Consider the following 14,402-nt stretch of genomic DNA (forward strand, 5'->3'; position numbering starts at 1 on the left):
CCGAAGCTCGCGAAACCCCGAGCGGCGAGCTTGCTGAAGACGAGGTCGCGGCCGCGCTGGGCCGATATCAGCAGGTCGAGGGTGCTCATGCGACGTGCTCCTGATCATCGACCGACGCCATCGCCGCGAATTCCTCGACGGCGTCAGGGATCGGCGTGCTCGTCAGCACGGACCGCGTGATCCACACCAGGCGGGTGATGTAGTCGTGCTCGCTGAGGCCGCGCATCCCGGGGAGCCCGGTGTCTTCCGGGATGTAATGGCGCGCGCGTGACGCGATGGCGCGCGTGAACCCGTCGACGTCGCCAGCGGGCACCAGCGCGCCGGCCGTGCTGCCCTCGAGGTACTCGTCGATTCCGCCGACGTCGGTCGCGACCACCGGCACGCCGGCCGACAGCGCCTCGATCGCGACCGTGCAGCCGGATGCATGACGGTTGGGTCGCAGCGGCAGCGCGACCACCGTGCTCGAGCGGTACAGCGTGCGCAGCAGCTCGGCCTGGCGGAGGCTGCGCACCGTCACGTTCGGGGGCCAGTCGAGGGCGTGCACCTCGCTCGCGAGCGAGATGACGTCGATGTCGACGTCGGGCAGGGCGTGCGCCGTCGCCGCCATGAGGTCCCAGTCCCGGTGCCGGTCGTTGCCGACCACGACCACGCGCGGCCGGCGCTCGCCGTCGGTGCCCGCGTCGGCGAAATGGGTGCCGAACGGCACGCGCAAGACGCTGCGGCCTGGGGCCTCCCGCCGCGCGTCGTCGCGGTTCTCACGGCTGAGCACGATCTCGACAGCGTGCCGCTGGAGCAGGCGCCGGAAGAAGCTCCGGCGCAGACCCGACAGCTCGGGCCACAGGTCCCACAGCCATACGGACTGGGCGATGCTTGCGGCACGATACGCGCGTGAGTTCAGCACCTTGAGAAGGGCCACGGCGAGGTGCTCCCGCTCGGTGTGTGTCCACACCGCATCCGCGCGGGCGATGACGGCACGATTGCGCCACACGTGGACGAAGTCGAAGCCGAGGATGCGCTTGACCGTCATGCGCCACCAACGTGCGAGCGGGCCTTCGGGGCGATCGTCCGACCACTCGAGCAGCACCTCCGGCTCGGCCAGGTGGTACGCGTACGGCGTGCGGTCCGCGACTTCTCCCCGGTCGTACCGGACCGCCCAGCTGCTCGGATTGAGTCCGTAACGGACGATGACCGCGACGCGCGGTTGCTTCATACTCGCGCCTCCCCATGGCACACAAAAAGCGATGCTCCCCAAGCAGCATCGCTGGCTTCAATGTAGACCGGGGGTCGGCGCCATCGGCCGTTCGTCACGTGATCGTTTCATGACGGACATCTGGCCGATTTCTTCTGGTCAGCGCAGCACCGCATCGAACGCCGCCACGATGATGGCATCGCCCTCGTCGCGCCGCGGCTCGAGGTGATGGTCGCCGCCCTCGAGGATGACGACCTCGGCATCGCCGCCCGCCTGAGTCCAGGCATCCGCCGTGTCTTGGGCCCACTGTGCCGGCGCGACGTCGTCGGCCGAACCGTGGATCAGTAGAAGCGGTTCGGTCGCCCGGTCGAAGAAGCTGGCCGGTGAGATGTCGGCCCAGTACTCCGGGTTCTCGGTGGGCGACGGCACTCCGTCCGGCAGCAGCTCGGCCACATCGGGGTCGGCGGCGACCGCGAGCTCGATGGCTGCGTCGAGGTCGGCGGCAGGTGCGCTCATCGCGATCACGAGGTCGGCTGCGCCAGGGGCGATCACTGCGGCGTCGAGGGCGAGGAGGCCGCCGAGCGAATGCCCGAGGAGGCCGACCGCGTCGGGTTCGACTCCTTCGAGCTGACCGCTGCGGGCGATCTCGAGGGCGCCCACGACATCCAGCGCCATGCCCCAGTCCAGCACGGTGGCCCATCCGAACCCGGGGTCGACGGACGGACTCGCGGCGTCGGCGGCGTCGGATCCGGCGTAGCCGCGCATGTCGACGGCGAGCACGGCATAGCCGGCGTCGAGCAGCGCGCGCTGCTCCGGCACGAGATCGCGCCCCGTCTCGTAGCGCTCGGGGTCGACGCTTCCGTGCACGACGATCACGATCGGCACGGGCTGTTCGGCCTGCGGCATGCGCAGCACGCCGGTGACGTTCAGCCCCCCGCTGGGATACGACACGCCGATGGCGGTCTCACCGGCGATGGACGGGACGGTGCCAGTGGTCTCCACCGTCGGCGTCTCGCGGTCGCTCTCGATCAGCGTGCGCACGCTGCTGGTGTCGACCTGCGCGATCGTCGGAGTCGCCGTGGCCGTCGGCGTCGGAGCCGTCGCCGTGTCCGACGTGCACGCGGTCAGCAGGAAGGTGGCGGACAGTGCGGCCGCCAGCATCCAGCCCAGCGATCGGCGCCGGCGAAGAGGAGCGACAGGCACAGGCCGACAGTACCTGCGTGAGCAGAGGTCGCTCGGCGATGTCACACGACGTTTACATGACCGAATCCTGATCGTCGACCTGGGACCCCTAGTCTCGACGTGAATACGCGAGGTCGCACGTGTGATGCCAGTCACACCGGCCTCGCGTTTCTCCGTGAGGGGTTGGGTTGCTCCGAGTGCGGGGCGGAAATGGGGACCAGTTGCCTTCTGTGCAGCGCGCGCATTCGACGCGGATCCAGACGAGATTTCGAACCGCTGCGGTCGCCCTCATGGCGGCCGCGCTGACGGCGCCTCTGGTGGTGATGCCGGCATCCGCCGCAGCCGCTGACGACACCGTCTCCGCCACGTCGACCGACGTCGTCGTGAACGCCCGCGTGGCGTATCAGCGCGCTCCCGTCTCCGATCTCGACAACCCCGCGTTCCTCGAGGGCACGACGTTCGAGCTCCACACGGTGGCCGGCGATCACCCAGGCGTGCCGACGGGCTACTCGTGCGAGATCGCCGACGGTGCCCTGGACTGCATCATCGAGGTGCCCGACACCGGGCCGGGCGGCATGAACGAGGGAGCTCGCTTCTTCGTGGTGATGACGGATGCCGGGGAGGCGGCGTACCCGATTCCCTCGCTGATGACGGGCACATCCTCGGAACCGGCGACCCTGCGCTTCTACCCAGGGGTCACCCCGCCCTGGCGGCGGGGAGACCGTGGCGTTCCCGCAGCAGGGGAGGGGTGAGACGCTCAACTCGCTCGTGGTCGCATCGGGACTGCGCAACCCCACGGTGCTGCCGGTGTGCGCTCCCGGCCGGGATCCCTTCGAGCTCATGGTGCAGATGGACCTGTCGGGCTCCGTCACCGAGCTCCAGCGGCTGCGGTACCGCGACGCGTTCACGACGATGGTGGAGGAGCTGGCCGGTCTTCCGATCGAGCTGAGCCTCGGCACCTTCGGCTCGTCTTCGCCCGTGCTCGGACGGGAGAGCGGTCCGTGGTCGCTGGACGACCCCGCCGAGGTCGCGGGTGTGATCGATGACATCGCCGACTTCACCGCCAACGTGCCCGGCGCCACCCAGCAGACGAACTGGGACCTCGCCCTGCGGCGCGTCGCGGAGCGTCCGGGTGCCTATGACGCGCTGCTTATGCTCACCGACGGTGCGCCGAACTGGGTGAGCGATGCGTCCGGGACCGGCGGTGTGGGCGTCGACGGCTCGCGCGTGACGATCGCCTCGCTCGAGCAGGCGGTCTTCTCGGCGAATGCCGTCAAGGCCGAGGGCACGCGTTCCCTGGTGATGGGCATCGGCAACGCGCTCGCCGGCGACCGCAACCGCAACCTCGCAGCCATCTCGGGGCCGACGCTCGGCTCGGATTTCTTCCAGGGCGACTGGGACACCCTCACGGATGACGTGCGGGCCGTGGTCAACACGATCGTCTGCGCCGCCGATGTGACGGTGACGAAGACGGTGGTGGATGCCGCGGGTCAGAGCCCCTCGCCTGCTGACGGGTGGAGCTTCTCGCTGGACGTCTCTGAGGTCAGCGCCGGGTCGGCGTCCATCGTCGGCGAGAACCCGCAGCTGACCGGCTCGGGCGACAACGCCGACGGCGAGGCATCCTGGTCGGTCACGTACTCCGACTCGGCAGCCGCCACGCTGACGCTGACCGAGGCGCCGCAGGACGGCTTCGCACTCGTCGGAGCCTCGTACACGATCACCCACCAGGACGGATCGACCACGACGGGAACGGGCACTGAGACCGCTCTCTCCATTCCGGGGGTCGGCTTCACCGACGCCGTCTCGGTCGAGTTCGTCAACAAGGCGGTCGTGGCCCCCGAGACGGCCACGTTCCAGGTGCGCAAGGTGCTAATCGGTGACGGGGCTGACGACGTGCCGGGCGACACGGAGTTCGCCGTCGACTACGCGGTCAACGGCGAGCCGGCTGACCAGCCGCTCGTCATCACCGCGGACGGCGCCCTCGTAGACGGCCCGGAGCTCAGCGTGGGCGATGAGGTGTCGTTCACCGAGCAGACGCCGCCGAGCGTTCCGGGGATCGCGTGGGGCGAGACTCCCGAGATCTCGCCGATCGTGCTCGGCCCGGAGCCCGTCATCGTCGAGGTCACCAATGTCGCGACCCCGAGTGGTGTGACGCCGATGCCGACTCCCACGCCGACGTCGCCGGGTGGTCCAGACGCGCTCCCGGCCACGGGTGGGGAGGTGAGCCTGGTGCCGATCGCGGCAGGTGGTGCGCTCCTGCTGGTGGGTGCGGCTCTGGTGGTGGCGATGCGACGCCGGCGGATCCTCCGTGAGTGAGGCTCAGACGACGTGGTCCGTCGTCGCGAGGGGCGGCGACGGCGGCGACCCGGCGCGCCGGCTCAGGATGCGTCCGAGCCTGCCCACGAGTCGAGCTCGCCTTCGCGATCGGCGTCGCGACGAAGTTGCGGAACGATCCGAGCGGCCACCGCGATCAGCGCGAGAAGGGCCAGGATTCCGGTGGCCACTGCCCACGTACGCATCACGGCCTTCCCATCGTCCGGGTCAGCTCTGGACCGGCCGCGGTTCTGCGCGGGGCAGATCCGTGACGATCAGCGACGAGTCGAGGTGTGACGAGCACGGTTCCAGACTACGTGCCCAGGCGTGGAGCCATGTGGCACGGCAGGCGAGAGCAGGCCGCCCGGTCGCGATCCGCTGTGAAAATTGTTACTTGTGTGAAAGAAGACAACTGGTGTAGTTGTGTACTCGACAGCGTTCGACGACGGATCGGGACGATCGTGGAAGCAGTGAACAGATCTTGGAAGCGCCGTGATGTGCTGCGGGCGGGCCTGTGGGCGATCCCTGCCTTCGCTCTCGGTCAGGCACTCACTCCTTCGACCGCGAGCGCGGCCACCGGCTCGGTGCCGGGGGCTGTGGCATGCGAGGTCCCGGGAGAGCCGGTGGTCGTACCGGCGACCGGCATCTTCGGCCCGACCGGCGGACACTGGCCGTCGCGCACGCCGCACCTGACGGATGCCTTCGACCTCGAGATCGAGGTCGATCCCAACTGGTGGACGATTCAGAACACGATCGCCCAGGCGCTCACCCAGCAGCCGCAGGGAAAGATCAAGATCGCCGTTCGCCCGGGCGTTTTCGACTTCGGCTACGGCGCCGGCTCGACCGATCACGGCGTGCTGCAGGGCGTGAACGCGAGCGGGCGCCAGTGGCGGGTGCTCGTCGTGCCGCGCGACGGGTGGGGCACGGTGACCGCGAGCGGCACCATCGCGCAAGCGGCGAGTCGCGGGTACTCGTTCGTCGGCGTCTCGGGTGTCTCCGTCGTTGGTTTCAACTTCAGCGATCAGGCGGTGCTCGTGCGCGATTCGCAGGACTTCGCCCTGGCGTGGTCGACGGTCGGCCAGTTGAACGTCACCGCCAACGGGGCGAACACGACGGGCATCGAGTTCGTGGAGTGCGTACTGGCCAAGCAGATCGACGACGACAACGACCGCATGGCGTTCCGGGTGGCCAACAACTTCTCCATCGACGGCGTGACCATGCGTGGCTGCTATGTGGCGCCGGCGTACAAGGCGGCCGGGTCGAGTGCGCATTGCGACACCCTGCAAGCGAGCCGTTCGAGCGGCAGTGGCGGCATCCGCAATCTGCGCTTCGAAGACAGCGTGTTCTTCCAGTCGAGCTCGCAGGTGCTGATGATGGAGCAGACGCGCAACGTGACGCTGGCGCACTCGGCGTTCATCGGCGGTCTGCGCGGCACCGGCCGCTACCCGATCGGTTCGGGTCGCCACGTCATGACGGGTCAGAACACGCTGTGGGGCAAGACTACCGACCAGGTGACGGGCGTGAACGCGGCCGACAGCTTCATCGCCGGTTCTGTGCAGGGGTGGAGTTTCTCCAGCGTCGCGAACACCGTGGTGTCGCACAACCCACCGGCGGCAGCTTCCGGCTCGTTCACCGTCGATGCCACGTATGCGCCGCAGGGTACGCCGCTTCCGACGAGCTGGTATTCGGCGAACTGCCCGATGCCCGATGCCGCGCGTCTGGCGTCGATCTGGGCAGCCCTCTGACCGACGCCCCGAGCGAGATCGGGGGAGGTTTCGGCGTCTCTGCCGCGGCCGCGGTGGGGCTCTCGCGGAACGTGCGTGGCGTCGACGCCGCGGGGATCTCGCTTTCGCTGGTGGCGCGCCTGAACAGGTGCCGGGCGAGTGTCCGAGAATCCGGTGTTCATGAGTATGATCCATCGCGTCTGCGGCTGCCTCGCCTCCGTCAGAACGGGGCGGCCGGCCCTTCACTGGGGAGGAAGACGACGCGCGGCGTTGGGCTGTCGAGGTAGGTGCGACCGGACGGGCTGGTGAATTCGAGCGCTCCGCCGGGGAGTTGCTTCACCCGCCAGTCGGTCGCGTGCTTCAGGGTGTGGTGGCGTTTGCACAGGCACGCGAGGTTGCAGAGTTCGGTCTTGCCGCCGAGGGCGTGGTCGTGCGTATGGTCGTGGTCACACAATCGGGCCGGTTTGCGGCATCCGGGTGCTCGGCAATGTCGGTCGCGGGCGTTGAGGAATCTTCGCTGCGCAGCACTGACTTCGTAGCGGTCGACGGCAAGCACGATGCCGGTGACGGGGTCGGTCAAGACGCGATCCCACCCGGGTGCAGTGCCCGCGAGGCGCTTGGCAGTCTCGGGATCGACGGGTGAGATGCCGTCGAGCTCTGCACCACCGGAGGTGACACCGGTGAGCGTGGTGACCGGTACGGTGACCTGCACCCGAGCCCGGATCGCCCCGAGACCGCCGGGGAGGGCGTCGAGGGTCGGGTCGATCAGCGGCGACCCGGTGAGGAGCATGTCGGCGACGAGGTCGGCCCGGATCTGATCGATCGTTCGCTCGTCGAACCAGAGCGTGTCCGTGTCCGACACTGAAGCGTCGCCTTCGCCTGCCCCGGCTTGGATCGCGTCGCCCGCGGCGGTCTTCGTGGCGCGTTCGACCTTCCGCGATTCTTCGACCTCGAGGCGGTGGGCGGCATCGATCTGCTTGATCTGTTTCGCCTGCTGGGTGGTGCGGTCGAGGATGCCGTGCGCCATGACGGTGGGGAGCAGATGGCTCAGCAGCGACATGCCATGGTCGAGGTCGGTGACCCAGATGCGGCGACCCTGCAGCGCCAGGTCGTGCCGCTCCTGCATTGTGCGCGGATTGAAAACGTCGGCTTGTGAACGTGCGTAGGCGCGGGTCCGCGCGGCGGTCGTCGTCTCGGCATAGCCGAGCACCTTCTGCTCGAAGGCCGCTCGCGCGGACGGCTCGTCGATGGCGCCGCCGGTGTCGACGATGGCGTTCGCGTGCGCCCTGGTGATGCGCCCGTCGTCGAGCGCTGCCAGCGTCGTCTCGAACTCGGTCGCGAGCACGTGTGCGTCCCACATGTGCGACTGCATGGTGCGGTCGTTGACGCGCACCGCCATGCCGAGTTCGGCGGCCATGGACCGAAGCGGCATGTCGCGGAGTCGCGAGGCGGTGGATGGAATCCGAGCCTTCTGCGCCTCTGCGAGCGCCCACGCCTCGGCGAGGACGCGCGTCCGGCGGGCGTGCAGGGCGGCCTCTTCGGCCTGGATCCGCTGCAGCTCGTCGGCAAGGTCGCCGGCGCGCTGCGCCTCGGCCCTGTCGCGTTCTGCGTGGTCCACGTCGTGCCCTTCGTTCGCGCCGTCGCGCGAACCCGTTCTCGCGATGATCGCGAGAGCCCTGTGCCGGCCACGCACGATGCGTGAACCGCTCCGGCCGCGCGACGAGCGCGCGATCCATGTCGGCCGCGCGGCGTCGCGCGACTCGTCCCCTGAGGGATAGCACCCACTCTGCGCGCTTCAGGCACGCGGTGCTCGGACCTTCAGATCGGCCCGAACCACCAGTTCTCTTCGACGAGGTCCACTATGGCAGCGACCTCCGACATCCGCCCTGACCCGACATCGCTCCCGCCTCGAGTCGCCCGCAGCCTCGAGTTCGCCCTGGCTCCGACATCGCCCGCGACCTCGAGGTCGGCCGACGAGCGGTAGATCACCGCCCGGCGGAGCGCTCCTTGACGAGGAGCGCCAACACGAAGACACCAACCGCTACGAGCGTGGTGAGTGCTGCCACGGTCATCACTGCCGCGTCCCCGGGAAGCATCGCGCATCCCGCCGACGTGTCCTCGTAGTCGCAGCTGCGCCACGGCTGGAAGAAGTAGACGACGGTCACGGTCGCCCCAACGAGTGCAAGGAGCGCGCTACCGGCGACCAACCATCCGCGCACCTTCGGCTCCATCGACCGAGCCTATGACGAAACCTCTCACGGGTTGCGCATGCCGGGTCGTCGAGGGGTCACCGATGCGCCGAGCGAGACGCCGCACCCCGCCGTGGGCGTCGCTACGTTGACAGCATGGCTGCCGAACGGATCACTCCATCGCCGAGAAGCGACTCGGAGCCTATGCGGTTCACCCGATGGGATTTCGTGCGGGGCGGCACGCTCATCTCCCGCTCCCCGTGCCGGCGAGCCACCCGCGTCGAGGAGCAGCCGTTGACCGCAGCGGGCCAGCGCGCCTCGCCGCGTCGGATCCGCACAAGGCCGGAAGCACGAGTGATCAGGGGTTCACGCTCGCCTGGTGCTTGCCGCGCCCGATGCGACCGAGATGCGTATGCGAGAAGTCCTGCATCTTGAGTCCATAGCCGAGCGCGCGGTCGACGGCCACATGGAACGCCCAGCAGGCTGCCGCAAGGGCGAGCCAGCCAAGATCCTGGCCGGCGAGTGTCAGTCCCGCGTACGCCGCCAGCAGGATCGACGGTGCGGTGTAGTTGTGCACGGCGTTGTAGAGCAGAGCGCCGAGGCGAGGGCCGCCCGCATACCCGATCGCCGAGAGATCGAAGATCAGGAAGGCGGCCGCCAGCCACCACCACTGCTGCCCCGACGCGATCACCGCGACGAGGATCGCCACCGCGATCGCGGCGTTCTCCACCCGCTGGATTGTGTCGACCGCCTTCTGATCGCCGCCGGGTCGTCTCTCGGTCATCGCACGCGTCCTCTCATCTCGGGCAACGGTGCCATTTCGACAGCACACACCTGTTCCGACGACCGCACAAGCGCCGATCAACCTACATACCGCCTGCTCTCCACCGTGCCGCTTCGACCGTGGGAGGCACGGCGTGGGGCTGTCAGGTGTAGGAGTGGTGCACGTGCCAGTCGTCTTCGTCGCGGTACACGTCGAATACGGCGACGTCACCGCCGTCGCTGGTGGCCTGGAACCGCCAGCCGTACAGACCGGACCCGTGCTGTAGCGGTGCCGTCCAGATCGACTCCCGCAACCGGGTCGGGGTGTCGGTCACCCGCCACCGCTTCCCGGCGTAGAACATCCGCGCCGGGATGTCGTTGCTCATCCAGAGGGTCATCTCGCGTTTGATTTCTGTCGCCGTCATGACATATGAGAATAGAACATAGATTCGATGCGCGGTAGAGCGCTCATGTGGCCGGAGGAAGGATGCAGCAGACGGGGTGGCGACGAACCGCAGGTACGCCGATCGCGTCGATCGGACGACGGATGCCGAGGGCTGCAACGCACCGCAGAGACGGGGAAGCTCGAGACGCTGACCGATCAGGAGCTGCGACTCCGCCGCAGATCTATCCGCGCGCCCTGACCTGCGCTATACCTGTGCTTACGTCGACGGCGACGAAGGGTGGGGCCCGTGAGCGCGTTCGAGACTGCAGAAGGCGTTGCCGACCGCAGGGCGGCCCGCACCGAGCCGCCCGACCGCGGTACCATCGCGCCCCCAGAGTCATTCGAGCAAGGCGCCATCACGCTTCCCATCGGCGGCCGCGAGCCGGCGGTCCGCGCCTCGACCGACGACCCGCCCGATCAACCGTTCGGCCGTACGCTCCGCGTGGCGTTGGCGATGAAGGGCGGCGTGAGTCTGGCCGTGTGGATCGGTGGCGCCGTGACCGAGCTCGACCTGTTGCGGCGCATCCGGTTGACGGGCACCGCCGACCACCCCGGCGCAGAACTGCTCGTTACCTGGCCGACCGGCACGGACCCCCTCGAGCAGCACCGCCATGTGATCACGCGTGCCACCTGCTACGCCGAACTGCTGGTCTCACGTCGCTACGACCGCGTCGAGATCGACGTGCTCGCGGGTGCGAGCGCCGGCGGTCTCAACGCCGTGCTGTACGGGGTGGCGCAGCGCGTGGGTGCGAGCACCGACCAGATCCTCGAGACCTGGCAAGACAGCGGCGATGTGTGGAACCTTCTGCGAGAACCGCAGGTCGGCAGCATCGACTCGATCCTTCGCGGGGACGACTACTTCTGGGGCCAGATGACCGACGCCCTCTCGAAGCTGCACACGACCGCACCGAGCCATGACGAGCTGGTCTCCCGGGTGTCGATCGACCTGTCGGCGACGATCATCGACGGCGAAACGAGCTCTGAGCGCGGCATCCGCGAAGGAAAAGGGCACTTCCACTTCTCGGGCGGCACAGAGACCGATCTGGAGGGGAGGCGCATTCCGCGTCGGGGCACGGTCGGGTGGGAGCGCGCGATCGAGCGACTCGCGTATGCGGCGCGCACGACCTCGTCTTTTCCGGGCGCCTTCGAGCCGGCGCTCATCTACTCCGGCGAAGACGCGGCGCCGTCAGACGTGGTCGACATGCGTCACGCCTTCCACGCTCACCGGCAGGCCCGTCCGCCCACGCAGCGCTCGGCGGAGCCGAACGGCAGAGTGCTCGATCCGTTCCGGGTGGTCGATGGGGGAGTCACCGACAACGTGCCGATCGAACGCACGCTCCGGGCGATCCGCGATCGGTCGGCAGACCGGTATGTGAACCGCGCGATGATCTATCTCGACCCGAGCCCGAAACTGCAGTTCGACGGGCTCGTGCGGCCGGTGGCGTACGAGGGCGAGGCGCCGAAGCGGCCCCGCGAGGGTGAGCCGGGTACCAAGCGTCGGGATGAGCGGTCGACCTTCGTCGGCGTCGTGCTCACGGCGGTCGGTCACATGCTCGGGCGCGAGTCGAAAGACGATGAGGTTGACGTCGTCGAGCAGTTCCGCCGCACGCTGTTCATCGAGCAGGCTAAAGACGAGCTCTTCGGACCGATCACCGAGCAGCCGATCCCTCGCCAGGGCAACGGCCTGCCCGAGCACGTTTCGCAGGCCTACGCCCGTTTCCGTTCGGGAACCGACTTCGACCTGCTCGTGCGTGTGCTCGCGGAGCCGTCGTTGTGGCAGCTGACCACCGACGAGCCTGCCGCCTCGCACCTGGCCTACAGTCGCGAAGACCTCCGCCTTCTCGAGTCCGACTTCATCGGGCGGGTCGGCAGCGCCACCAGCCGGCTCAGGCTCGACGGCATCTGCACGGGGAGTCAGGCCCTGGTCGACGCCTGCCGCTGTCTGATCGCGTGGCTGCGCTCCATCGAGGATGCGGCGTTCTGGCACGACGAGACCTACACGCTTCATGGGCTGGACGCTGTGGTGTGGCCCCACGCCATCGCGATGGCGTCTGCGCCGTCGCGCCTTGACCGGGAATACCTGCGCAAGGCGCTGCACGATGCGCTGAATGGGGCGGTGCGCCGGCGCGACGCGGCGCTGAGGTGCCTGTTGCAGGTGACGGATGCCGTCGGCCGGAGTGGCGAGGTCGATCCTCGGCGTCTCGCTCGAGCAGTCACCAGCGCGTGGCTGCGCTACGCGAATGCTGCCGAGCCCGCCGAATCGTGGGACGAGCTGAGACCCCTGATGGACCTGCTGCGCGCGGTGTCGCACGCGATGGACGAGCGAGTGGGAAACCCGCCGTCGGTGGTACCGGATGAAAGGGACTACGACCGCTCGTCAGATTGGGCCCGGTCACCATGGTCGGGAATCGGACGCACGAGCGCGGACTTCGGCGCCCGAGACCTCGCGCCGCTCGTCGCCGCTCGCGGCATGCCCATGGTCATGCCCGCGATGAAGTACGAAGACATCACGGCCGCCGAGTGCCTCGTTCAGCCGCGAGCCTTCCGCACGCTGATGCAGGCGCAGATGGTCGACGGGTACCGGGCGCTGATGAAGCTTCACCTGCCGGATGCGCGAAAGCTCGCGATGACGAACGGCGACAGGCGCGGAGAGAAGCGGGTGTCGGAGAGCGTACGGCGGCTGATGCCCGACGATCTCCTCCGGCCCCGCACCAAGCTCGCCGGGATGGGGTTGTTCAACTTCGCCGGGTTCCTCAGTCGTGACTGGCGAGCGAACGACTGGTGGTGGGGTCGGGTCGACGCCGCGCACGGCATCATCGATGTGCTCGAGTCGTTCGCGGCACTCCCTCCCCACCCCAGCGGCGAGGCGGCTGCGCTCGCGCTCGGACAACGGCTGCGCGTCGAGAACGCCGTCATCGATCAGTGGAGCGGGGCGACAGCCTCGACGGATGTCGTCTCCCGTGCTTCGTTCCGAGCGTCGCTCGGTTCGCAGACCGGGGGTCTGCCCGCACTCGACCCCAGCTACCGGCTCGCGGTCGCCTCGCGGCTGCTCCGGCTGGCGTCGCAGGCTCTCACGCGGGGAGCCGGACCGTTGTCACCTCGTCGTGTGGTCCAGTGGATCCTGCGACCGCTCCTCGTCTTCGTGCCCCTCGCGCTCGCCCCCGCGCGCCTGGCGCTCGTTGTCGCGATCTTGGCGGCCCCCTTCATCGCTTTCACGTCTCCCACGTCGCTGACTTTCGGCGCCGGCGTGGTGGGAAGCATCTTCGTCGTGGTGATCGCCAGTGTCCTTGGGCGCACAATCGTCGAGCGTCTCCTGCGACATGCAGCGCTTCATCGTGCACTCGACGCCGAGCGCCGGTCGTACCTGGCAAAGCCGCTCCGGCGCTCGGCGTGGCTTGGTGGCATCCTCGCCGCATCAGCGATCGCGACCGTCGCGCTGGCCGTCACTCTGAGCGTGGTCTCTTGGCAGACCGGGCCCGGCACCTGGGTGCTGCTCATCGCGGCGCTGGCCCTGGCCGTGCTCGCGCACGGACGGTTCCTGGCTCCGACTATGAGATCGGGCCGGAGTTCGCTCCCAACGGTCTCCGCAATCGTGGTGGCTTTCGCGATCGTAGCGACGGCATGGCTGGTGCACCCGATCGAATGGGTGAAAGTCGTCGCGGTGGACGAGATCTGGCATGCGATCATCGCCGCGGCGATCGGCGCGGTGCTGGCATGGGTGCTTACCTACGGCTGGCTCTTCGGCTTCGCGCGCCGGCCCCGGCCCGGGCCCAAGGTCGCTTCATTTCTTCAGTTCGTGGCGGTCGGCGTTGCAGCCGCATTGACGGCCGCGGTTCCGTGGCTTGCACCGGCATTCGAGTGGGGTGGGTGGCTCTCGTGGGTATATCCGGCGATCGTCAGTCTCTGGCTGTGGGGCTCCACGGTGTGGTGGCTGCCGGCGATCTGGAAGTCGGTCTACACGCCGAGTGACGAGCCCGCGCGGCGAGCGTAGCCCGACCACGGTGCTCTTTGTCGGTGTGGCGGGTACGGTGTCTTTCAGACAAAGGACGCAATGACTGGCGACCGTGCATCCGCGATCATGCAGGAGTGCTCGCCGAACCATGCCCGTGCGGCACCGCCACCAAGACGGCTCAGCCGCCGCGCGCCCGGTATAGCGTGCCGAGCTACTTCATCGTCTCGAGTTCCGCTTGTCGGTGACCATCCGATCGAGTTGCTCGCGCGCTCATGAACAGCATGAGATGCCCGTAAGCCAAAATCAACAGCAGTACGACTTGCTCAAACAACCAGATCGCACCACGCCCCAGCGCACGCCAAACTTGCATTGCACTTCCCCCTAATCCGACATGCAACCCCAGATTGCGTCGAATGCTTGGAGAGTACACCTTGGCGGTATACGAGAACAGAACCAGGCGCGTGCGCATCGAGGCGGGGCTAGACGGTGCTGCCGCGGAAGCTGGCCGACCTGGTGGATCGCGTTTGCCTAGCGCGCTTGGGGACCCGTCAAGAACAGCACGCACCGTTCAGGCCTGGCTGTTCTGTTCGGGATTGTTGCCGACGCACGTTGGGGTCCGGTGTCGAAGCGAACGGTCTAATCTTGC

The 14,402-nt window shown here is 68.4% G+C and carries 11 protein-coding genes; 4 read left to right on the top strand and 7 right to left on the bottom strand.

The window, feature by feature from the left end; all coding sequences use genetic code 11:
- Window positions 1–85: 85 nt before the first annotated feature.
- Window positions 86–1,210 (bottom strand): glycosyltransferase, encoded by a 1,125-nt coding sequence (locus tag WYM_RS20030; RefSeq protein ID WP_019180980.1) that lies wholly within the window; start codon window positions 1,208–1,210, stop codon window positions 86–88.
- 138 nt (window positions 1,211–1,348) lie between these two features.
- Window positions 1,349–2,392 (bottom strand): alpha/beta hydrolase family protein, encoded by a 1,044-nt coding sequence (locus tag WYM_RS11465; protein WP_157525116.1) that lies wholly within the window; start codon window positions 2,390–2,392, stop codon window positions 1,349–1,351.
- Window positions 2,393–2,661: 269 nt separating this feature from the next.
- Between WYM_RS11465 and WYM_RS11470 the strand changes: the two genes are divergently transcribed.
- The gene (locus WYM_RS11470) at window positions 2,662–3,123 is read left to right on the top strand and encodes a hypothetical protein (protein WP_019180982.1); all 462 of its coding nucleotides are present in this window, start codon (window positions 2,662–2,664) and stop codon (window positions 3,121–3,123) included.
- Window positions 3,095–4,687, top strand: a complete 1,593-nt coding sequence (locus WYM_RS11475) for a DUF5979 domain-containing protein (protein ID WP_019180983.1) — start codon at window positions 3,095–3,097, stop codon at window positions 4,685–4,687. Before WYM_RS11470 ends, WYM_RS11475 begins: the two co-directional genes overlap by 29 nt.
- A 62-nt stretch (window positions 4,688–4,749) precedes the next feature.
- Here the strand turns inward: WYM_RS11475 and WYM_RS21760 are convergent, their stop codons facing one another.
- Entirely contained in the window at window positions 4,750–4,890 is a 141-nt protein-coding gene (locus WYM_RS21760) for a hypothetical protein (RefSeq protein WP_157525118.1), read from the bottom strand.
- A gap of 264 nt (window positions 4,891–5,154) precedes the next feature.
- On the opposite strand from WYM_RS21760, the gene WYM_RS11485 reads away from it, so the two are divergent.
- Window positions 5,155–6,429, top strand: a complete 1,275-nt coding sequence (locus WYM_RS11485; protein WP_157525120.1) for a hypothetical protein — start codon at window positions 5,155–5,157, stop codon at window positions 6,427–6,429.
- A 199-nt stretch (window positions 6,430–6,628) separates the two neighbouring features.
- On the opposite strand, the gene WYM_RS20035 is transcribed toward WYM_RS11485, so the two are convergent.
- From WYM_RS20035 to WYM_RS11510, 4 genes are all read right to left on the bottom strand, one after another.
- Window positions 6,629–8,026 carry an HNH endonuclease signature motif containing protein gene (locus WYM_RS20035; protein WP_040569292.1) on the bottom strand — a complete coding sequence of 466 codons (1,398 nt, stop codon included), beginning with the start codon at window positions 8,024–8,026 and terminating at the stop codon, window positions 6,629–6,631.
- Between the two features lie 367 nt (window positions 8,027–8,393).
- Window positions 8,394–8,639: a hypothetical protein gene (locus WYM_RS11500; protein ID WP_019180988.1), complete on the bottom strand. Its 246-nt coding sequence runs from the start codon at window positions 8,637–8,639 to the stop codon at window positions 8,394–8,396.
- Between the two features lie 316 nt (window positions 8,640–8,955).
- On the bottom strand, window positions 8,956–9,381 hold the full coding sequence (locus tag WYM_RS11505) for a DUF4260 family protein (protein ID WP_019180989.1): 426 nt from the start codon (window positions 9,379–9,381) through the stop codon (window positions 8,956–8,958).
- Window positions 9,382–9,523: 142 nt separating this feature from the next.
- Window positions 9,524–9,784 (bottom strand): hypothetical protein, encoded by a 261-nt coding sequence (locus WYM_RS11510; RefSeq protein ID WP_019180990.1) that lies wholly within the window; start codon window positions 9,782–9,784, stop codon window positions 9,524–9,526.
- 267 nt (window positions 9,785–10,051) lie between these two features.
- On the opposite strand from WYM_RS11510, the gene WYM_RS11515 reads away from it, so the two are divergent.
- The gene (locus WYM_RS11515; protein WP_019180991.1) at window positions 10,052–13,795 is read left to right on the top strand and encodes a DUF3376 domain-containing protein; all 3,744 of its coding nucleotides are present in this window, start codon (window positions 10,052–10,054) and stop codon (window positions 13,793–13,795) included.
- The last annotated feature ends 607 nt before the right edge of the window (window positions 13,796–14,402 follow it).

Origin of the sequence: Microbacterium yannicii PS01, from assembly GCF_000304335.1 — a bacterium.
In the GTDB taxonomy this organism is placed as follows: Bacteria; Actinomycetota; Actinomycetes; order Actinomycetales; family Microbacteriaceae; genus Microbacterium; species Microbacterium yannicii_A.